Below are 18450 nucleotides of genomic sequence, written 5' to 3' on the forward strand. Positions count from 1 at the left end.
GGCATCGCGCTCGGCATGCTGCTCGCCGCCACGGCGGTGGTCGCGGCAGAGCCGGCGCCGGCGCGGCAGGCGGAACTCGCGCGGCTGCTGCGCGACGACTGCGGCGCGTGCCACGGCATGACGCTGCAGGGCGGGCTCGGCTCGCCGCTGACCGCCGATGCGCTCGCGGGCAAGCCGCGCGAGGGCCTGGTGGCCACCGTACTGCAGGGCCGGCCCGGCACCGCCATGCCGCCCTGGCAACCCTTCATGACGCAGGACGAAGCCTTATGGCTGATCGATCGATTGCAGGCCGGACAGGCACCGGCCGTTTCGGGCAGGTAGCCCGCACCGCACGGCAGGCGCTGAAGTGGCTCGCACCGCTTGCGCTGACTGCGGGCGTGCTCGCGGGCTGTGCCGCGCCGGTGCGCGGTACCGGCGATCTCGGCGTGGTCATCGAACGCGCCGCTGGCCGCATGCAGGTCGTGGAAACCACCGGCATGACGCGGCTGGCGACCGTGGATGGCCTGGGCGACCTGTCGCACGCCAGCGTGGTGTTCTCGCGCGACGGCCGCTTCGCTTACATCTTCGGGCGCGACGGCGGGCTGTCGCGTGTGGACCTGTTGCAGGCACGCGTGACACACCGCTTGATGCAGGCCGGCAACAGCATCGGCGGCGCCATTACGCAGGACGGCCGCGTAGTCGCCGCGCAGAACTATGCGCCGGGCGGCATCCGGCTGTTCGATGCGGCGACGCTGGAGCCGCTCGCGGATATCCCGGCCGTCGGCGCAGACGGCAAGCGGTCGAAGGTCGTCGGCCTGGCCGACCTGCCGGGCCAGCGGCTGGCAGCCAGCCTGTTCGAGTCGGGCGAGATCTGGATCATCGACGTCAACGACCCGCGCCAGCCGCAGGTCACGCGCCTGCGCGCGGGCCGCGAGCCGTACGACGGCCTGGTCACGCCGGATGGCCGCTGGTACCTGGCCGGCCTGTTCGGCGAGGACGGACTGGCGCTCGTGGACCTGTGGCAATCGCCGCCCGCGTCGCAGCGCATCCTCTCCGGCTATGGCCGTGGCACCGCGCCGCTGCCCGTCTACAAGATGCCGCACCTGCGCGGCTGGGCCATGGCGCAGGGCATGGCATGGCTGCCGGCGATCGGGCGGCACGAGGTACTCGTCGCCGACCCGGCGCGCGGCTGGAACGAAAACGCGCGTGTCGCGCTGGCCGGCCAGCCCGTCTTCGTCATGGCGCGCCCGGATGGCCGCCAGGTCTGGGTCAACTTCGCCTTCCCGAACAACGACACCGTGCAGGTCATCGACACCGCGACACGGCAGGTGGTGCGCACCATGCATCCATGCCGCGGCGTGCTGCACATGGAATTCACGCCCAAGGGAGAAGCCCTGTGGCTCTCGTGCCGTGACGACAACCGCGTGGAGGTCTACGACACCGCCACCTTCTCGCGCCTGGCCACGCTGCCGGCCGACAACCCGAGCGGCATCTTCTTCACCGTGCGCGCACAGCGCTTCGGCATGTAACCCGCCACCGCCATGTACGACGAAACCCTGCTCTATGACCGGCTCCAGCGAGACCTGCCGCTGCACCCGCGCCCCTACCGCCAGGTGGCGGGCGAACTGGGCCTGTGCGAGCACGACCTGCTGAGCCTGCTCGCACGCGATCTTGGCGCCGGGCGCATCAGTCGCATCGGCGCGGTATTCGCGCCCAATGTGATCGGCGTCAGCACGCTTGGCGCGCTGGCGGTCGAACCCGGGCAGCTTGACCGTGTCGCCGCATGCGTCAGCACCTGCAGTGCGGTGAGCCACAACTATGCGCGACGAGGACATCGGCACAACCTTTGGTTTGTAGCGGGCGCACGGGACCGACACGCCCTGGATGTCGTGCTCGCGGACATCGCGGCGCGGACCGGCCTGAAGCCACTGGACTTGCCCATGGAGCGCGAGTACCACATCGACCTCGGCTTCCCGCTGCGCGACGGCGGTGTCCGCCGGTTGCGCCGCACGGTGAAGGCACCTGCGCCGGTCCAGCCGGACGCCGACGACTGGCGCCTGATTGCGGCGCTCGAAGCCGGCCTGCCGCTGGCGCCGCAGCCGTTCCACGCGCTTGCGCTGCGTTCGCGCATTCCGCTGGACCGCATCCTCGAGCGCCTGGCGCAGTGGTGCGACAGCGGCGTGATCCGCAGGCTGGGCGTGGTCCTGCACCATGGACACTTCGGCTACCGGCACAACGCCATGTGCGTCTGGGACGTGCCCCAGGCGCGCGCCGACGCGCTTGGCGTCCGGCTTGCGCGCATCCCCGGCGTGACACTGTGCTACCGCCGCGCACGCAGCCTTCCCGACTGGCCATACAACCTTTTCGCCATGATCCACGCGCGCGACGCGCAGGCATTGCGCGACGCATTGGGGCGCATCAACGAGCAGGTCGGGCTGGGTCAGGTGCCGGGTGCGGTGCTGGTCGGCACGCGCTGCTACAAGCAGCGCAACACGCGCTACGCGCTGCAGCAGGAGCCGGCATGACCTTCGTCCCCGATGCGCTCGACCGCCGCATCATCAACACGCTGCAACGCGGGGTGACGCTGACACCACGGCCCTATGCCGATGCAGCCCTGGCGCTTGGCATTGACGAGGCCACCCTGCTTGCACGCCTGCAAGCTTTGCTGGATGCCGGCATCCTGACGCGCTTCGGCCCGCTGTTCCAGATCGAACGTGCGGGCGGCCGCTTCGTGCTGTGTGCGTGCCACGCACCGGATGACAGGCTGGAAGCCGTGATCGCCGCCATCAACGCCCATCCCGAAGTCGCACACCACTACGCGCGCACGCATCACCTGAACCTGTGGTTCGTGCTGGCAGTTCGACGTCCGGAAGACGTGGGTCCCGCCTTGCAACGCATCAGCCACGACGCGGGCGCGGAGATCCTGCCGTTCCCGAAGGAGCGCGAATACTTCGTCAACCTCTACCTGCCGGCCTGAACTGCCATGGACCCGTCTGCCCACGACGCTGTCGATCTCGCGCTGATCCGCGCCACGCAGGGCGGCCTGCCGCTCGTCAGCGCGCCCTATGCGGTAGTGGGCGCGCTGCTGGGCATAGGCGAAGACGAAGTCATTGCCCGTCTGGCCGCCATGCAGGCCAACGGCACGCTGCGCCGCATCGCCGCCGTGCCCAACCACTATGCGCTGGGCTGGCGCGCCAACGGCATGACGGTCTGGAACGTGGACGACGCGTATGTCGACGCGCTCGGCGAGCAGGTCGGCGCCCTGCCGTTCGTGAGCCACTGCTACCGGCGCCCGCGCCGCCTGCCGCTGTGGCCGTACAACCTGTTCGCGATGGTGCATGCCCACACGCGCGAGGAAGCACAGCCGCTGGTGGCCCGGATCGCCGCTGTGCTGGGCGATGCCTGCCGCGCGCAGGACGTGCTGTGGTCCACGCGCATCCTCAAGAAGACTGGCCTGCGGTTGCCGCCGGCCGATACAGAGTCATAGGGAGTCAGCATGTTCCGCCTGTCCCGATTCATGGAAGCGCTGCGCGATGGCGGCCCCGTTCCCGCGCCGCGCAAGCCCGCCGGTCCGGTCGTCATCTGGAACCTGATCCGGCGCTGCAACCTCAACTGCAAGCACTGCTATTCGACCTCCGCCGACACGGATTTCAAGGGCGAGCTGAGCACGGCCGAAGCGCTGGACGTGCTTGGCCAGCTCAAGGCCGCGCACGTACCTGCCCTGATCCTGTCCGGCGGCGAGCCGCTGCTGCGCGCGGACCTGTACACCATCGCGGCCCGGGCGCGCGAGCTTGGCTTCCACCTGTCCCTGTCATCGAACGGCACGCTGCTCAATGCCGGCCACGCCGCGCGGCTCGCAGCCTGCGGCTTCGACTATGTCGGCGTGAGCCTCGACGGGCTGCCGGCCACGCATGACCGCTTCCGCCGCAGCGACGATGCCTTCCAGCAGGCGCTCGGGGGCCTGCGCACGGCGCGCAACGCAGGGCTGCGCGTGGGTGTGCGCATGACCCTGACGGAGCAGAATGCGCGCGAACTGCCGGCCCTGGCAGCGCTGGCCGAAAGCGAAGGCATCGACAAGTTCTACCTGTCCCACTTCAACTATGCGGGGCGCGGGCGCAGCCACCGTGCCGACGATGCGCGGCACGCCGCCACGCGCGCCGCGCTCGACTGGCTGTTCGACCACGTCTGGGAACGCGCGCGGCAAGGCCACGCCGGTGATTTCGTCACCGGCAACAACGATGCCGACGGCGTCTACCTGCTGCATTGGATCGCGCAGCGCCAGCCGCACCGGCTGGCCGACATGCGCCAGCGGCTGGTCAACTGGGGCGGCAATGCGACGGGAGTCGGTGTCGCCAACATCGACAACCTCGGCAACGTCCACCCCGACACGATGTGGTGGCACCTCACGCTTGGCAATGTGCGCGAACGCGCGTTCGGCGATATATGGGCCGACCGCAGCGATCCGCTCATGGCCGGCCTGGCGGCATCGCCGCGCCCGCTGCAAGGCCGTTGCGCGGCCTGCGCGCAGGTCGGCATCTGCAACGGCAATACGCGTGTGCGCGCCGCGGCAATCACCGGCAACCCGTGGGCGGCGGACCCGGGGTGCTATCTGACGGATGAGGAGCTTGCCTTTCCGCTTGGCATGGAGGTGGTTGCATGAACAGGCTGCTGCCATGGCTCGCCGCGTGCCTGCTCGCCGGCCTGTGCCAGACGCTGGCCTTCGGCGCGGAAGACGTGGCCGGCGCGGCCGCGCTGTATCGCCAGCATTGTGCCGCTTGCCACGGTGCTGACCGGCTTGGTGCGATGGGTCCCGCGTTGTTGCCCGAGAGCCTTGAACGCCTGCACCCGCCCGAGCTGGCCGCGGTGCTGCGCGAGGGTCGCGCGGCCACGCAGATGCAAGGCTTCGCCGGCGAACTGGATGACGCACAACTGGCCGGCCTGGCGAATTGGCTGCGTACCGGTCCCGCTACCTCGCCGCAGTGGACCGACGCCGACATTCGCGGCAGCCATGTCGTGTATCACGCCTCGGGTAGCCTCCCGGCCAGGCCTGTGTTCCATGCCGATCCGGCCAACCTGTTCCTGGTCGTCGAAGCCGGCAGCCACCATATCAGCGTGCTCGATGGTGACCTCCTGCAGCCAATCCACCGCTTCCGCACGCGCTTCGCGCTACACGGGGGTCCCAAGTTCAGCCAGGATGGCCGCTACGTCTTCATGGCCAGCCGCGACGGCTGGGTCAGCAAGTACGACCTCTGGAACCTCACGTTCACGGCCGAGATCCGCGTCGGCCTGAACACGCGCAATGTGGCCGTCAGCGACGACGGCAAGTGGGTGCTGGCCGGCAACACCTTGCCGCGGACACTGGTGCTGCTGCGCGCCGACGACCTGTCGCTGGCAAAGGTGCTCGATGTCAGAGGCCACGATGGTCAGGGTTCGCGCGTATCGGCCGTCTATGACGCGGCGCCGCGGCACAGCTTCATCGTGGCGCTCAAGGATATTCCTGAAGTCTGGGAGATCCCGTACGCCGGCCTCAAGTCCGGCACCATTCCCGAGCCCACGAAGATCGTGCTGGAAGACGTACTCGACGATTTCTACTTCGACCAGTCGTACCAGCACATCCTGGGCGCCTCGCGCGATGGCGGCGGACAGGTGGTTGATCTCGCGCAGGGACGAAAGGTGGCGGACCTGGCGCTGTCCGGCATGCCGCATCTGGGCAGCGGCATCACATGGATGCGCAACGGCCATGAGGTCATGGCCTCGCCCAACCTCAAGCAGGGCCGCATCAGCGTGATCGACATGCAGGGCTGGCAGACCATCGCCACGGTGCCGACCAACGGCCCCGGCTTCTTCCTGCGCAGCCACGAGAACACGCCTTACGCGTGGGCCGACGCGATGATGAGCCCGAAGCGCGACACGCTGCAGCTCATCGACAAGCAAACGTTGGCCGTGGTCGGCAGCGTCACGCCGAGCCCGGGCCGCACGGCGGCACATGTGGAGTTCACCCGCGACGGCCGCTACGCGCTGGTCAGCCTGATGGAGCGCGATGGCGCCATCGTCGTATACGACGCGCGCACGCTGCGCGAGGTCAGGCGCATCCCCATGGACAAGCCCATCGGCAAGTACAACGTGTTCAACAAGACCACGCGCTCGTCCGGCACCAGCCATTGATGTTGATGCCCCACGCAACGAAAGGACTCGTCATGAACCCACCCCTCAAGCCCGGCAAGGTATGGCTGGTCGGCGTCGGCCCCGGCAGCCCGGACCTGATCACCGTGCGCGCGGCACGCGTGCTCGCGCAGGCGCAGGTATGGCTGGTGGATGACCTGGTATCCCCGGACATGGCCTGCCACGCCAGTCCGGGCACGCATGTCGAATGGGTCGGCAAGCGCGGCGGGCGCTGCTCGGTCAGCCAGGACCGCATCCAGCAGCTCACGCTGATGCATGCGCTGGCAGGCAAGGAAGTGGCGCGCGTCAAGGGCGGCGACCCGCTGCTGTTCGGGCGCGGCGGCGAGGAATCGGCCTTCCTGCGTGCGCATGGCGTGCCGGTCGAGGTCGTCAACGGCATCAGCAGCGGACAGGCCGCTGCACAGGCGCTTGGCGTGGCGCTGACGCACCGCGCGCACTGCCATGGCGTGAGCTTCGTGACCGCGCATACGAGCGACCACGGTTGCCCCGACTGGCGCGCATTGGCCAGCAGTGGCACGACGCTGGTGATCTACATGGGCATGAGCCGGCTCGCGGCGATTCGCGATGCCCTGCTGGCGGCGGGCATGCGCCCCGGCATGCCCGCGGCAGTGGTCATGCATGCGGGCGGCGACGGCCAGCGGTACTGGACCGGCACGCTCGCCACGCTGGGCGAGGCGCTCGATGCGGGACTGGCCAGCCCCGCAGTGATCATGATCGGCGCGGTACTGTCCGATGCAACGGCCCCGTCACCGCTGCCGGAAGCTGAAGCGCCTCAGTACGGCAACCCGACATAGTTCTCGGCCAGTGCCTTGCAGGCGGCCTCCGAGCTGACCAGAAAGTCGAGTTCCGCCTGCTGGATGCGCGACGAGAACGCATCGGCATCGGGGAACCGGTGCAGCAATGACGTCATCCACCACGAAAAGCGCTCGGCCTTCCAGATGCGGCGCAGGCATTTCTCGGAATAGCCGTCGAGCTCGCGCGGATCGTCCTGCTGATAGCGCGCGGCGAGCGCATCGGCCAGGTACAGCACATCGCTCGCAGCCAGGTTCAGGCCCTTGGCGCCGGTCGGCGGGACGATGTGCGCGGCGTCACCGGCCAGGAACAGGCGCCCGAAGCGCAGCGGCTCGCACACAAAGCTGCGCAGCGGCGCAATGCTCTTCTCGATGGATGGTCCGGTCACCAGCGACTCCGCAGCCTGTGGATCCAGCCGGCTGCGCAACGCATCCCAGAAGCGCTCGTCCGACCAGTCCTCCACGCGCTCGCTCGACGGCACCTGCACATAGTAGCGGCTGCGCGTTTTCGAGCGCATGCTGCACAGCGCGAAGCCGCGCTCGTGGCTGGCATAGATCAGCTCGTCGGCGACCGGCGGCGTGTCAGAGAGAATGCCAAGCCAGCCGAACGGATAGACACGCTCGAACAGCTTCGTCGATGCCGCCGGCACGCTCTGACGGCTGACGCCGTGGAAGCCGTCGCAGCCCGCGATGTAGTCGCATTCGATTTCATGTGTGACGCCGTCCTTGCGGTAGCGCACGAGCGGTCGCGTGCCGTCGAAGCCATGCAGGCTCACGTCCGAAGCCTCATAGATGGTCGTGGTGCCCTCCGCCTGGCGCGCGGCCATGAGATCGCGCGTGACCTCGGTCTGCCCGTACACGGTCACCCTGCGGCCGGTCAGCGCGTGCAGGTCGATGCGATGGCGCTGGCCGTCGAACGACAGTTCGATGCCGTCGTGCGGCAGGCCTTCGTCATGCAGCCGCGCGGCGACGCCCGCCCGCTCGAGCGCGTCGACCGTCACGCTTTCCAGGATGCCGGCGCGGATGCGGCCAAGCACGTATTCCGGACTGCGCTGTTCCACGATGATGTTGTCGATGCCCGAGCGCGAGAGCAACTGGCCGAGCAGAAGACCGGCGGGGCCGGCACCGATGATGGCAACCTGGGTGCGCATGGCTTGTCTCCATATGCGTTGTTCTGATGGGAGGAAAGATAGCGGCCGGGTGGGCTTTCCGGAATGGACAGATCGAACCAAGAACAGGACAATCCGAACATTGCTGGTAAACACCGATCCGTCGTGAAGCCCGTTCCTACCTATTCGCTGTACGGCACGAGTTCATCAGAGCCGCTGCTGGACCAGCTGCATTTTGAATCGATTGCGCAGCGCAGCAAACTGCATGGCTGGGAGATCCAGCCGCACCGGCATGAGCGCTTCCTGCAAATTCTGTACATCCACGCCGGAGGGGGCGAAGCCTTGCTGGAGGAACGGCGTGAAGCGCTGCGCAGCGGCTCGCTCGTCATGGTGCCGCCGCAGCACATTCACGGCTTCCTGTTCCGGCCCGATACGGACGGCATCGTCGTGACCATGACGGACAGCCACCTGCGCACGCTGCTGGCGGGCGTGCCGGACACGATGGCGCTGTTCGAGCGCCCGCGCCACGACCGCATGCAGCGCGATGATGCATTGGCCGATGCGCTGGTGTTGTTCCGGGGTGAGATGGAGAGCGTGTCCGCCTGGCGCGGCGCCGCGCTGTCAGCGCTGCTGACCGTGGTACTGATCGGCATTGCGCGGCTGGCCGATGCCTCCGCGCCGGCCGCGGCGCGCAGCAATAGCCGGCCCGCCCGGCATTTCCAGCAGTTCCAGCAATTGCTGGAATCGGGCTATCGCGAGCAAAGGGAGATCGGCGACTACGCCGGAGAGATAGGCATCACGCCCACGCAGCTCAACCGCATCTGCAGGCAGATGGCGGGGCAGTCAGCGCTGCAGATGATCCACGCCAGGGTGCTGGCGCAGGCACAGCGCGACCTGTTGTTCAGCGACCTCGAGATCAAGCACATCGCGCTGTCGCTGGGCTTTGCCGATGCGGCCTACTTCTCGCGCTTCTTCGCGAAGCAGGTCGGGCAGACGCCGACCGAATTCCGGCAGTCGGGGCGTGCCCGGCTGCCGGCGTTCGCGACGCGATAGGACGGCTCAGGCCTGCGGCCGGCGGTTGGCCTCGTCGATGGCGGCGAAGACTTCCTCGGCCATGTGGAATGCAGAGTTGGCCGCCGGCACACCGCAGTAGATGGCCGTCTGCAGCAGCACTTCCTTGATCTCGTCACGCGTCACGCCGTTGTTGGCGGCCGCGCGCAGGTGCAGCTTCAGCTCGTCCGATCGGTTCAGCGCCACCATCATCGCAATGGTCAACAGGCTGCGCGTGTGCCGCGGCAGGCCTTCACGGGTCCAGATCTCGCCCCACGCGTAGCGCGTGATCAGGTTCTGGAATTCCTCGTTCAGCGGCGTCAGGTGCGCGAGCGAGCGGTCCACGTGGGCGCTGCCCAGCACTTCGCGCCGCACCGACAGGCCGGCATCGTAACGGGCGTGATCATCGGTAACGGGAAGACGGCCCAGGATGAAGTCGAGCAGCGCGGCAGTAAAGCGCCCCGGCTGTTCGAAGTTGGAGATGTGCGCCGCAGGCAGTTCGACGAAGCGTGCATCCGGAATGGCGGCGGCCAGGTCGCGGCCCTCCTGCACCGTGGTGGACGGGTCGTTGCTGCCGGCGATCACCAGTACCGGGACGCGGATCGTGCGCACGGCCTCGCGGAAATCTGCATCGCGCACCGCAGCACAGTTGGCTGCATAGCCACGCGGATCGAGCGCGGCCAGCACGGCGCGCAGCGGATCCAGCGCGCGGCCTGCCGTGGCGGCAAACCCCGGCGTGAACCAGCGCTGGATCGACGGCTCGACCATGATGCCCATGCCGTCGCGCAGCACGCTGTCGATGCGCGTGTTCCAGCCCTCGGCATTGCCGATCTTCGCGGCAGTGTTGGCGAGCACGATCTTCGCGAAGCGCTCCGGCGCATGCACGCCCAGCCACATGCCGGTCAGTCCGCCCATCGACACGCCGCAGAACACGGCCTGCGCGATGCCCAGCGCGTCCAGGATGGCGAGTACGTCGCCGCCCAGCTGGTCGATGGTGAAGGCATCGCCCGGCGCAGTCGAACGTCCTTGGCCGCGTGTGTCATAGCGCACCACGCGGAAGCGTCCGGCCAGCGCATCGGCCTGCGGCTGCCACATGGTGTGATCGGCGCCGAGCGAGTTGGAGAAGACGATGGCCGGCGCATTGTCCGGGCCATCCACGGTGTAGAAGAGCCGGGCGCCGGCGTGGTCGAGATAAGGCAATGCAGTCTCCAGGAAACTTGTACGGGGTGGTGTTGCGGTCAGCCGGCCTTGCGCTGCGCGAGCGCCGCGTGCCAGGCCTGCACGGCGGCATCCGCGAAGGCGGTGGACTGGCCGGCGTAGTTGGCCGGGTCGGCCAGGCGGTCGAGCGCGGCATCGTCGAGCAGGCCTGCATGCGCGGGATTCTCGCCGAGCGTCTGCGCCAGCGCTTCACGCAGCGTGGTGCCTTGCGCCACCGCGCGGCGCGACGCGTGCTCCACCACGTGGTGCGCTTCGAGCCGGCCGATACGGCCGCCGAGTTCGAGCATGGCCGCCTCGCCGAGGATCAGGCCATGCGTGATGTCAAGATTGTCGCGCATGCGCGCGGCGTCCACCTGCAGGCCCGACACCACCTCGCCCATCTGGCGCAGCGCGCCGGCGGCCAGCGTGACGATCTGCGGCAGCGTGTCCCACTCGGCCTGCCAGCCGCCCAGCGCGCGCTCGTGTTCCTGCACCATGCCCGACAGCATCGTCGCCACCAGCGGCGGCACGCGCACGGCCGCAGTCAGCACGGCGGCGCAGCCGACCGGGTTGCGCTTGTGCGGCATGGTGCTGGAGCCGCCACGGCCGGGGCCTGACGGCTCGGCCACTTCGGCCACCTCGGTCTGCATCATCAGCGAGATATCGCGCGCCATCTTGCCGAGCGTGCCGGCAAGCATGCCAAGCGCGGCGGCCACTTCGACGAACCGGTCGCGATGCGCGTGCCAGGGCAGCGCGGGCAACTCCAGCTTCAGTTCGCGGGCCAGTTCGCGGGCCACCGCTGGCGCGGACGTGCCGAGGCTCGCCAGCGTGCCCGCCGCGCCGCCGAATTGCAGCGCATTGGCATGGGTGCGTGTAGCATCGACGCGGCACAGGTCACGGCGCAGCGCATCGAGCCAGCCCGCGGCTTTCAGGCCGAACGTGGCTGGCAAGGCATGCTGCAGCCAGGTGCGGCCGACCATGGGCGTGTCGCGGTGCGACGTCGCCAGTCCGGCGCACGCGTTGCCGAGCGCCAGCAGGTCTGCCTGCAGGTTCGGCAAGGCCTCTCCCAGCTGCAGCACCAGCGCGGTATCGATGATGTCCTGGCTGGTGGCGCCCCAGTGGACGAAGCGCGCAGCCTCGGCATCGCGCGCGGCTACGGCGGCGGTGAGTTGCCTGACGAAGGGAATGGCCAGGTTGCCGGCTGCAACGGCAGCTTGCGCGAGCGCATCGAGGTCGATGACAGCCGTGTCCGCACAGACTTCGGAGATAGCCGTCGCCGCTGCGACGGGAATGACGCCGCAACGCGACTCGGCACGAGCCAGCGCGGCTTCGACGGCGAGCATGCAGCGCACGGTGCCGGTATCGGAAAAGATCTCCAGCACGGCCGGGCTGCCGAACATGGGATCGGTGAGGCGGGACGAGCTTGGCATTGGGGGCGTAGTAGGTGTGCCGTCACGACATTGGTGACGGCACGATTATGCGCGAAGCGTCAGATATCAAAAAACACCGTCTCACCCGGCCCCTGCAGCACCACATCCCAGCGCAGCGCGCCGTTGCCCTGTGCAGTCGCAATCAGCGTGCCGCGCCGCTCGGCCGGCACCAGTGCCAGCACGCCGTCAGCGGCATTGGCAGCAGCCTCGTCCGGGAAGTACACACGCGTGGCCACATGCTTGACCAGCCCGCGCATGAACACCGACACCATGATGTGCGGCGCCTGCGGCTTGCCGTCCGCGCCGGGCACCACGCCCGGCTTCACGGTGACGAAGCGGAAGGACCCGTCCTCGGCGGTCGGCACGCGGCCGAAGCCGGTGAAGCCCGGCACCAGCGGCAGCTCGCGCGTGTCTTCGGCATGGCGGTAGCGGCCGGCCGGGTTGGCCTGCCAGATCTCGACCATGCCGTCGGGCACGGGCGCGCCGGTACCGTCGATGACGCGGCCTTCGATGATGATGCGCTCGCCGGCCAGTTCCGGCGCGTCAGCGGTGAGGTCGGCGCAGTTCAGGCCGGTCAGGCCGATATGCAGGTAGGGGCCGACAGTCTGCGAAGCGGTGGCGTACAGCATGCTCTTACTCCATCGGCGTGGCATCGCGGCCACGCAGAACGATATCGAAACGGTAACCGAGCGCGTATTCGGGCTGCGTGGTTTCCCAGTCAAAGGTTGAGATCAGCCGGTTGCGGGCCTTCTCGTCGGGCACGCAATTGAAGATCGGGTCGTACGGCAGCAGCGGGTCGCCCGGGAAGTACATCTGCGTGACCAGGCGCGTCGCATACGCGTTGCCGAACAGCGAGAAGTGGATATGCTGCGGCCGCCAGGCGTTGTGGTGGTTGCGCCAGGGGTAGGCACCGGGCTTGATGGTCTTGAACTGGTAGCGGCCGTTGGCGTCGGTCACCATGCGGCCTTCGCCGGAGAAGTGCGGGTCGAGCGGCGCGTCATGCTGGTCGCGCTTGTGCGTATAGCGGCCTGCTGCGTTGGCCTGCCAGACCTCGATCAGCGCGTTCGGCACCGGGCGGCCGTTCTCGTCCAGCACGCGGCCCGTGACCAGGATGCGCTCGCCGATCGGCTCGCCGCCATTGCCGACGGTCAGGTCATTGTCGCCGGCACGCACGAACTCGGCGCCGAAAGTGGGGCCTGTCACTTCGGACAGCGACTGCGGAATCCGCACCAGCGGCTGCGCGGGCGAGCGCAGCACGGTGGAGGCATAGGGGTCGAATCGGTATTCGGGCTGGGTGTCCCAATAGGGGCGACGGTACTGGGCGAGGCGGGGCATGCTTCGTCTCCGTGTTGTAGGGGGTGGAATGACTTTAAGACACACCCAAAGTCATGTAAATTGAGTTATTGACCGATTACGATGAATTTTTGATATGGAACGGCAAGATCAGGCCGCCCAGGACATGTTCCGCAACCGCGTGCGGCTGCGGCATCTCTATTGCTTCGTGGCGGTGTCGCAAACCCAGCACCTCGGGCGCGCCGCGGACCGGCTCGGCCTGACCCAGCCGGCCGTTTCCAAGACGCTGAGCGAGCTGGAGGAACTGGCCGGCACGCGGCTGCTGGTGCGGCAGCGCGCCGGCACCGAGCTGACCACGGCGGGCACGCGCTTCCTGCAGCATGCGCTGCGCATCCTGGCCGATATCGACGCCGCCGCCGGCAGCGTCACCGGCGAGGCGGCCCAGACGCATGAACGTATCCGCCTCGGTGCGCTGCCGAGCGTGGTGCCGGCCGTGCTGACCGATGCGGTGCTGCGCTTTCGCGCCACCTATCCCGAGGTCGGCCTGGACGTCCGGACCGGCATGAACCGCAACCTGATCGACCAGCTCAAGGCCGATGTGCTGGACCTGGTGATCGGCCGCATGGACGATCCGGTCGCCATGGAAAGCCTGTGGTTCGAGTCGCTGGGGCCGGATTCGCTGGTGCTGGCAGTGCGCCCCGGCCATGCACTGGCGAAGGCCTCCCGCCCCACGCTGCTCGATTGCCTGGCCTGGCCGCTGGTGATCGCCGCCGCGGGTTCCATTCCACGCCACAACACCGAGAGCCTGCTGGCGCGCCACGGCCTGCGCCTGCCGGATGGCTGCGTGGAGACCTCGGACGCCTATCTCGGGCGCCTGCTGGCGCAACAGAGCGACTGCGTCTGGGCCGCGCCGATGTCGGCCACGCGGCGCGCCATGGACGAAGGCGGCCTGGTGGCCCTGCCCATCGATACCCTCGGCACCGAGGAACCTGTTGGCCTGCTGCGGCACAAGGACCGCACCCTGACGCCGATGGCGGAGGCGCTGGCCGACTGCATCCGGGCGGCGGCGCATCCCGATGCTCCGCGTCGCGGCCAGCCGGCTCAGTGAGTCGCCACGGGCCGGCCGGCCTGCGCGCCCGGCTCGGCTGTCGGCGCCGGGCTGCCGCCGAAGTGCTTCACCATCAGTGCAATGGCAGCCAGGAAGGCCGGCGCGGCGAGCAGCGTGAAGATCGTGTCAAAGCCCAGCTGCAGGCGCAGCAGTTCCGCGCCAAGCAGCGCGCCGGTGATGCCCCCGAAGCGGCCGATGCCGAGCATCCATGCCACGCCGGTCGCACGGCCCTGCGTCGGGTAGAAGGCCGCCGCCAGAGAAGGCATGGAGGACTGGGCACCGTTCATCGCCGTGCCCGCCAGGAAGATCAGCACACCCAGCAGCACCTGGCTGCCAGTGCCCTGCCCGACCGCGTAAATCAGCACGCCGGTAGCGGCATAGGTCAACGCGATAACCTTGTTCGGGTTGAAGCGATCCATGAACCAGCCGGCGGCGATGGTGCCGATACCTCCGCCGAGCGGGAACAGCGCGGTCAGGAACGAGGCACGCTGGATCGAGAAGCCCGCGTCCTTCATCAGCGTGGGCATCCAGCTTGTCAGCAGGTAGAAGATGACCAGGCCCATGAAGTACGTACCCCACAGCATGGCCGAGCCCAGCCGATAGCCCGGCGACAGCACCGTGCCGATGGCCGACCGGGTGGCCGGCGCCTGCTCGCCAATGACATAGCTTGCGGCCGAGGCTCCGCCGCCGGTCACCCGCTGCAGCACCTTGCCGATCTGTTCGGCGGGGTAGTTGCGCAGCACCATGTAGCGCACCGATTCCGGCAGCAGGAGCACCAGCAGCACGGCCAGCACGACCGGCAGCACGCCGCCGAGCAGCAGCACGCTGTGCCAGCCGTAGTGCGGGATCATCGCTGCCGCCACGAAGCCGCCCACGGCCGAGCCCAGCGGAAAGCCGCAGAACATGGTGTTGACCAGCACCGCTCGGCGGCGCTGCGGCGCGAATTCGGAAGTCAGCGTCACCGCGTTCGGCATGGCAGCGCCCAGGCCAAGACCGGTCAGGAAGCGCAGCGTCGTCAGCCAGCCCAGGCTCGGCGCAAAGGCCGTGGCCAGGCTGCACACACCGAAGAAGAAGACGGAAAGCACCAGCACACGCTTGCGGCCGACACGATCAGCCATGGGCCCGGCGAAGATGGCACCGAAGGCCAGGCCGAACAGCGCCGCGCTCATGACCGGGCCAAGTTCGGATTTCTGGATTCCCCAGTCCTGCACCAGGGCCGGCGCGATATACCCAATGGCTGCCGTATCAAAACCGTCGATCGCGACGATCAGGAAACAGAGGATCAGGATCAGCCACTGGTAGCCGGTAAACGGCCGCTCGTCGATCAGGGCCTGGACGTCAATGACGCCGCCCTTCGAAGGGTTGGACTGGGGCACGGTTGTCTCCGTTTGACTTTGGAAATCGGCGTGGATTGCCGGGCAGGCAAAACCGCCATTTGTTCGTATAGCGAACCATGGTTCTCTATAGGAACCGATCTTAGGTGCGGGAGATTGCGGGCAATAATCCGGGTTAACCCGTCGCACCGGATCGTCGCGAGTGGGTCCGGAGAAGGTGGATTACGCCAGTACGCAGGTTGGTTCGGCGGAAAACTTGCGGGATTTGAAGGCAATGCTCAGGCAGGCATAGCAGATTGGCAAAATCGCGCAATCTTTCACCGCTACCTCTTGGCTGCGCAGACGATACATGCGTAAATTTCATGGAAATAACGTCAAATGTTATTTTCCATGCCGTGACGTATTGCTTAGGATGCGCTAAAGAGCCATCAATGCGAGCTTAGCCCTAAAAGAGCAATATAAGGCTCAGGGGACTAGATCACCCACGCATCCGCAACAGATCAGCGTAGGAGACCAGCTTGCGTTTCTCGCTGGCAAGCGTCTTTCGTTTAGACGCCGGGTGGGTTGGCTGGCCGCGCTCGAACTTGGCGGCAGCGCGTGCATCCTCCTTCGCGTAGGCCTGTGCGGTCCTGGCTTCCGCCTTCAGGCGTTCAGCTTCCAGCCGCGCAGCAATGCGTTCCTCTCGGGCAACATCTTGCGCGGCCGACAAGATTTCGGCCTTCAGCAGATCACGCCGTTGCCTGGCAGCGGCACGGGCAGCCTGCAATTGCTCTTTCCTCTGCCGCAGCCAGTCTTTCCTGTTGACCGGTGCGGGCCTGGCCTCAGGCGGCACGCTCAGGCGCAAAGCCCTGCTGATCGAAACTTTCTCGGTCCGCAGCGTACGCCGGGTGTCTTGTTCTGCATCGCTCACGCTGCGTCACTCCAACCGCACAAAAGTGCCGCCCATGCACGATTAGTTGAAGTCCGTGAATTCATCTTACCAACGTTACCATAGGACCCCAGCTCGCGCCTGGATGCAGGCGGCCAGACAGCGTGGCTGCGTACATGACTGCTGTCGGCGCTGGCCTGCTCCGGCAACCGGTGCCGTCCGCCGACCAGACCGGCCCGCATGCCTTGTGCGGTGTTACTGAGTCCGGATCAACGAGGCTTGCCAATCGCAGTCAGAAACTGGAGACCCTCGCCAGTGATGCGGACGTGCCTGCGGTCCGGCGCGGAAGCCCCGAGACGGGCAAGCTGGCGCTAGAAGGGAATAATGGAGGCCCCACGGCCAGCACCGCCTGTGTTCGCAGAGGCACTGGCCGTGTGCGCAGCACTACGCCTGCGCCAGCATGTCCCGCAACCGGGCCTTGGCGACTTTCTCGAGCGTCGCCCGCGGCAGGCTGTCCACCAGCCGCACCTCATGCGGGCGCTTGAAGTCGGCAAGCTGTGCCGTGCAGGCGGCAAGAATCCGCGCCGCCAGGTCTTCGCCGGCTCCCTGCCCGGGAATGACGAAGGCCACCGGCACTTCATCGAGCATCGGGTGTTTCTTTGCCACCACGGCGGCTTCGGCCACACCGGGCACCAGCGCGATGACCCGCTCGATCTCCGACGCCGCCACGTTTTCGCCGCCGACCTTCAGCATGTCCTTGGCCCGGTCGGCGAAGTAGAGCGCGCCATCGTCCCCGAGCCGCACGCGGTCGCCGGTGATGAAGAGACCATCCTCGCGGAAGGCCGCGGCCGTGGCGGCGGGATCGTTGAAGTACTCCAGGAACAGCGACACCCCGCGCTGTCCGCGTACATGGAGGTCCCCGGTCTCGCCCGGCGCCACGGGACGGCCGGCCGCATCAAGCACGTGGATTTCATAGCCCGGCGACGGCCGCCCCATCGACATCGGCGCATTGGCGCGATGCGGGGAACCCACGGTGCCGTGCGAGATGGTTTCGGTCATGCCCCACCAGCCGATGGTCTTCACGCCGAAGTGGGCATCGGTGGGCGGCTCGCACACGCCACTGCCCCAGTGGCGGTAGCTGTGCCGCTCGGGCCGGGGCTGGCCCATCAGCGCCCGGACGCAGAACGGCACCATCGAGGTCCAGGTGCAACCGTGCCGCAGCGACACCGGCCAGAAGCGCGATACCGAGAACTTCGGCAGCAGCACCACGGTGGCACCCACCCACAACGACGCCGCCACGGAGTAGACCTGCGCATTCGTGTGGAACAACGGCAGGTGCACGAGATGGACATCGTCCGCGCGCAAATCCTCATGCCGGGCGCACAGTTGCGCGCCCCACAGCGCATTGGCATGGCTCCACAGCACGGCCTTCGGCCGCGAAGTGGTGCCTGAGGTGTACTGGATGCCGAACGGCGCCATCGGGTCGTGCGGCCTCGGGGCCAGCGTGGCAGGATCGGTGTCAATGGCCGCAAACGGCGTGAAGCCGGCCACGTCCGCTTCCGGCGGTGCGCCGTTGTCGGTCGCCGTGACCGCCACCCACGCCAGCGCGGGCCCGGCCTTTCGCACCATCGACGCAAAGCGCGGCTGCGTGATGCCCGCAACGGCGCCGCTGTGGCTTGCGAAGTAAGCGAGTTCTTCCGCGCTGGAACGCGTATTGGTAGTCACAGGCACGGCGCCTGCATAGGCGCAGCCAAGCCACGCGATCACAGATTCCGGGCAGTTGTCCAGGTGCACGAGCACGCGCTCGCCGGGCCGCACGCCGCGCGCCTGCAGGCCGGCGGCAAAGCGCCGGACCGCGTTGCCAAACTGCGCGTAGGTCCACGTCGCGCCTTCGCCTTCAAAGGGCTCCCAGACCAGGAATGGATGGCTGCCCCGCCGGGCGGCCTGTTCATCGATGAGGTTGCGGATATCGGTGCCTTCAAACGGCGTCAGGGCGGCAGGCGTCATGTGGGGGCGCGGTGGAAGTAAAGGGTGCCGACGAGTATCGCGAAGCGGCTCCTGCCGGCAACTCGTCCAAAGCGACGAATCTGCCTGGCGGTGGCCTGCAC

The 18450-nt window shown here is 67.8% G+C and carries 18 protein-coding genes; 10 read left to right on the top strand and 8 right to left on the bottom strand.

Annotated features, from left to right (window positions below; all coding sequences use genetic code 11):
• Positions 1-15: 15 nt before the first annotated feature.
• From LDO29_RS06335 to cobA, 8 genes are read left to right on the top strand one after another with little or no spacing between them, the layout of a single operon-like run.
• A complete protein-coding gene (locus LDO29_RS06335) occupies positions 16-321 on the top strand; it encodes a c-type cytochrome (RefSeq protein ID WP_224079127.1) in 306 nt (101 codons plus the stop codon).
• On the top strand, positions 267-1508 hold the full coding sequence (locus LDO29_RS06340; RefSeq protein ID WP_224078926.1) for a cytochrome D1 domain-containing protein: 1242 nt from the start codon (positions 267-269) through the stop codon (positions 1506-1508). The genes LDO29_RS06335 and LDO29_RS06340 overlap by 55 nt, the downstream gene beginning before the upstream one ends.
• A 12-nt stretch (positions 1509-1520) precedes the next feature.
• Entirely contained in the window at positions 1521-2504 is a 984-nt protein-coding gene (gene ahbB, locus LDO29_RS06345) for a siroheme decarboxylase subunit beta (protein WP_224078927.1), read from the top strand.
• Positions 2501-2956 (top strand): Lrp/AsnC family transcriptional regulator, encoded by a 456-nt coding sequence (locus tag LDO29_RS06350; protein ID WP_224078928.1) that lies wholly within the window; start codon positions 2501-2503, stop codon positions 2954-2956. The genes ahbB (LDO29_RS06345) and LDO29_RS06350 overlap by 4 nt, the downstream gene beginning before the upstream one ends.
• A gap of 6 nt (positions 2957-2962) precedes the next feature.
• Positions 2963-3466 carry a siroheme decarboxylase subunit beta gene (gene ahbB / locus LDO29_RS06355; protein ID WP_224078929.1) on the top strand — a complete coding sequence of 168 codons (504 nt, stop codon included), beginning with the start codon at positions 2963-2965 and terminating at the stop codon, positions 3464-3466.
• Positions 3467-3475: 9 nt separating this feature from the next.
• Positions 3476-4639 (top strand): heme d1 biosynthesis radical SAM protein NirJ, encoded by a 1164-nt coding sequence (gene nirJ, locus LDO29_RS06360; protein WP_224078930.1) that lies wholly within the window; start codon positions 3476-3478, stop codon positions 4637-4639.
• The gene (locus LDO29_RS06365) at positions 4636-6144 is read left to right on the top strand and encodes a cytochrome D1 domain-containing protein (RefSeq protein WP_224078931.1); all 1509 of its coding nucleotides are present in this window, start codon (positions 4636-4638) and stop codon (positions 6142-6144) included. Before nirJ ends, LDO29_RS06365 begins: the two co-directional genes overlap by 4 nt.
• A 32-nt stretch (positions 6145-6176) precedes the next feature.
• Positions 6177-6956 carry a uroporphyrinogen-III C-methyltransferase gene (cobA, locus tag LDO29_RS06370; RefSeq protein ID WP_224078932.1) on the top strand — a complete coding sequence of 260 codons (780 nt, stop codon included), beginning with the start codon at positions 6177-6179 and terminating at the stop codon, positions 6954-6956.
• On the opposite strand, the gene pobA is transcribed toward cobA, so the two are convergent.
• On the bottom strand, positions 6935-8104 hold the full coding sequence (gene pobA / locus LDO29_RS06375) for a 4-hydroxybenzoate 3-monooxygenase (RefSeq protein ID WP_224078933.1): 1170 nt from the start codon (positions 8102-8104) through the stop codon (positions 6935-6937). The genes cobA and pobA overlap by 22 nt on opposite strands.
• Before the next feature lie 123 nt (positions 8105-8227).
• Between pobA and LDO29_RS06380 the strand changes: the two genes are divergently transcribed.
• Entirely contained in the window at positions 8228-9115 is an 888-nt protein-coding gene (locus tag LDO29_RS06380; RefSeq protein ID WP_224078934.1) for a helix-turn-helix domain-containing protein, read from the top strand.
• Between the two features lie 6 nt (positions 9116-9121).
• On the opposite strand, the gene pcaDC is transcribed toward LDO29_RS06380, so the two are convergent.
• The 4 genes from pcaDC to pcaH are packed head-to-tail and all read right to left on the bottom strand — an operon-like array spanning position 9122 to position 13074.
• A complete protein-coding gene (gene pcaDC, locus LDO29_RS06385) occupies positions 9122-10312 on the bottom strand; it encodes a bifunctional 3-oxoadipate enol-lactonase/4-carboxymuconolactone decarboxylase PcaDC (protein ID WP_224078935.1) in 1191 nt (396 codons plus the stop codon).
• A 38-nt stretch (positions 10313-10350) separates the two neighbouring features.
• Complete coding sequence (locus tag LDO29_RS06390; RefSeq protein WP_224078936.1) at positions 10351-11739, bottom strand: 3-carboxy-cis,cis-muconate cycloisomerase; 1389 nt, start codon at positions 11737-11739, stop codon at positions 10351-10353.
• Between the two features lie 59 nt (positions 11740-11798).
• Positions 11799-12368 carry a protocatechuate 3,4-dioxygenase subunit alpha gene (gene pcaG, locus LDO29_RS06395; protein WP_224078937.1) on the bottom strand — a complete coding sequence of 190 codons (570 nt, stop codon included), beginning with the start codon at positions 12366-12368 and terminating at the stop codon, positions 11799-11801.
• A gap of 4 nt (positions 12369-12372) precedes the next feature.
• Positions 12373-13074, bottom strand: a complete 702-nt coding sequence (gene pcaH, locus LDO29_RS06400) for a protocatechuate 3,4-dioxygenase subunit beta (RefSeq protein ID WP_224078938.1) — start codon at positions 13072-13074, stop codon at positions 12373-12375.
• A gap of 94 nt (positions 13075-13168) precedes the next feature.
• Here pcaH and LDO29_RS06405 point away from each other — a divergent pair, with 94 nt between their 5' ends.
• The gene (locus tag LDO29_RS06405; RefSeq protein ID WP_224078939.1) at positions 13169-14140 is read left to right on the top strand and encodes a LysR substrate-binding domain-containing protein; all 972 of its coding nucleotides are present in this window, start codon (positions 13169-13171) and stop codon (positions 14138-14140) included.
• On the opposite strand, the gene LDO29_RS06410 is transcribed toward LDO29_RS06405, so the two are convergent.
• The 3 genes from LDO29_RS06410 to LDO29_RS06420 all read right to left on the bottom strand — a co-directional run bounded on the left by LDO29_RS06410 (position 14134) and on the right by LDO29_RS06420 (position 18349).
• On the bottom strand, positions 14134-15516 hold the full coding sequence (locus tag LDO29_RS06410; RefSeq protein ID WP_224078940.1) for an MFS transporter: 1383 nt from the start codon (positions 15514-15516) through the stop codon (positions 14134-14136). The genes LDO29_RS06405 and LDO29_RS06410 overlap by 7 nt on opposite strands.
• Positions 15517-15952: 436 nt before the next feature.
• Complete coding sequence (locus LDO29_RS06415; RefSeq protein ID WP_224078941.1) at positions 15953-16384, bottom strand: hypothetical protein; 432 nt, start codon at positions 16382-16384, stop codon at positions 15953-15955.
• Between the two features lie 402 nt (positions 16385-16786).
• Positions 16787-18349, bottom strand: coding sequence for an AMP-binding protein (locus LDO29_RS06420; protein WP_224078942.1), 1563 nt, complete (start codon positions 18347-18349; stop codon positions 16787-16789).
• Positions 18350-18450 lie beyond the last annotated feature (101 nt).

Origin of the sequence: Cupriavidus laharis (genome assembly GCF_914271435.1) — a bacterium.
In the GTDB taxonomy this organism is placed as follows: domain Bacteria; phylum Pseudomonadota; class Gammaproteobacteria; order Burkholderiales; family Burkholderiaceae; genus Cupriavidus; species Cupriavidus laharis.

Coding starts and splice junctions, on each gene's coding strand:
- LDO29_RS06350 (WP_224078928.1), top strand. CDS start 2,501: ATGACCTTCGTCCCCGATGCGCTCGACCGCCGCATCATCAACACGCTG.
- cobA (WP_224078932.1), top strand. CDS start 6,177: ATGAACCCACCCCTCAAGCCCGGCAAGGTATGGCTGGTCGGCGTCGGC.
- pcaG (WP_224078937.1), bottom strand. CDS start 12,368: ATGCTGTACGCCACCGCTTCGCAGACTGTCGGCCCCTACCTGCATATC.
- LDO29_RS06420 (WP_224078942.1), bottom strand. CDS start 18,349: ATGACGCCTGCCGCCCTGACGCCGTTTGAAGGCACCGATATCCGCAAC.
- pobA (WP_224078933.1), bottom strand. CDS start 8,104: ATGCGCACCCAGGTTGCCATCATCGGTGCCGGCCCCGCCGGTCTTCTG.
- LDO29_RS06335 (WP_224079127.1), top strand. CDS start 16: ATGCTGCTCGCCGCCACGGCGGTGGTCGCGGCAGAGCCGGCGCCGGCG.
- LDO29_RS06390 (WP_224078936.1), bottom strand. CDS start 11,739: ATGCCAAGCTCGTCCCGCCTCACCGATCCCATGTTCGGCAGCCCGGCC.
- LDO29_RS06365 (WP_224078931.1), top strand. CDS start 4,636: ATGAACAGGCTGCTGCCATGGCTCGCCGCGTGCCTGCTCGCCGGCCTG.
- LDO29_RS06340 (WP_224078926.1), top strand. CDS start 267: ATGGCTGATCGATCGATTGCAGGCCGGACAGGCACCGGCCGTTTCGGG.
- LDO29_RS06405 (WP_224078939.1), top strand. CDS start 13,169: ATGGAACGGCAAGATCAGGCCGCCCAGGACATGTTCCGCAACCGCGTG.
- nirJ (WP_224078930.1), top strand. CDS start 3,476: ATGTTCCGCCTGTCCCGATTCATGGAAGCGCTGCGCGATGGCGGCCCC.
- pcaH (WP_224078938.1), bottom strand. CDS start 13,074: ATGCCCCGCCTCGCCCAGTACCGTCGCCCCTATTGGGACACCCAGCCC.
- ahbB (WP_224078929.1), top strand. CDS start 2,963: ATGGACCCGTCTGCCCACGACGCTGTCGATCTCGCGCTGATCCGCGCC.
- ahbB (WP_224078927.1), top strand. CDS start 1,521: ATGTACGACGAAACCCTGCTCTATGACCGGCTCCAGCGAGACCTGCCG.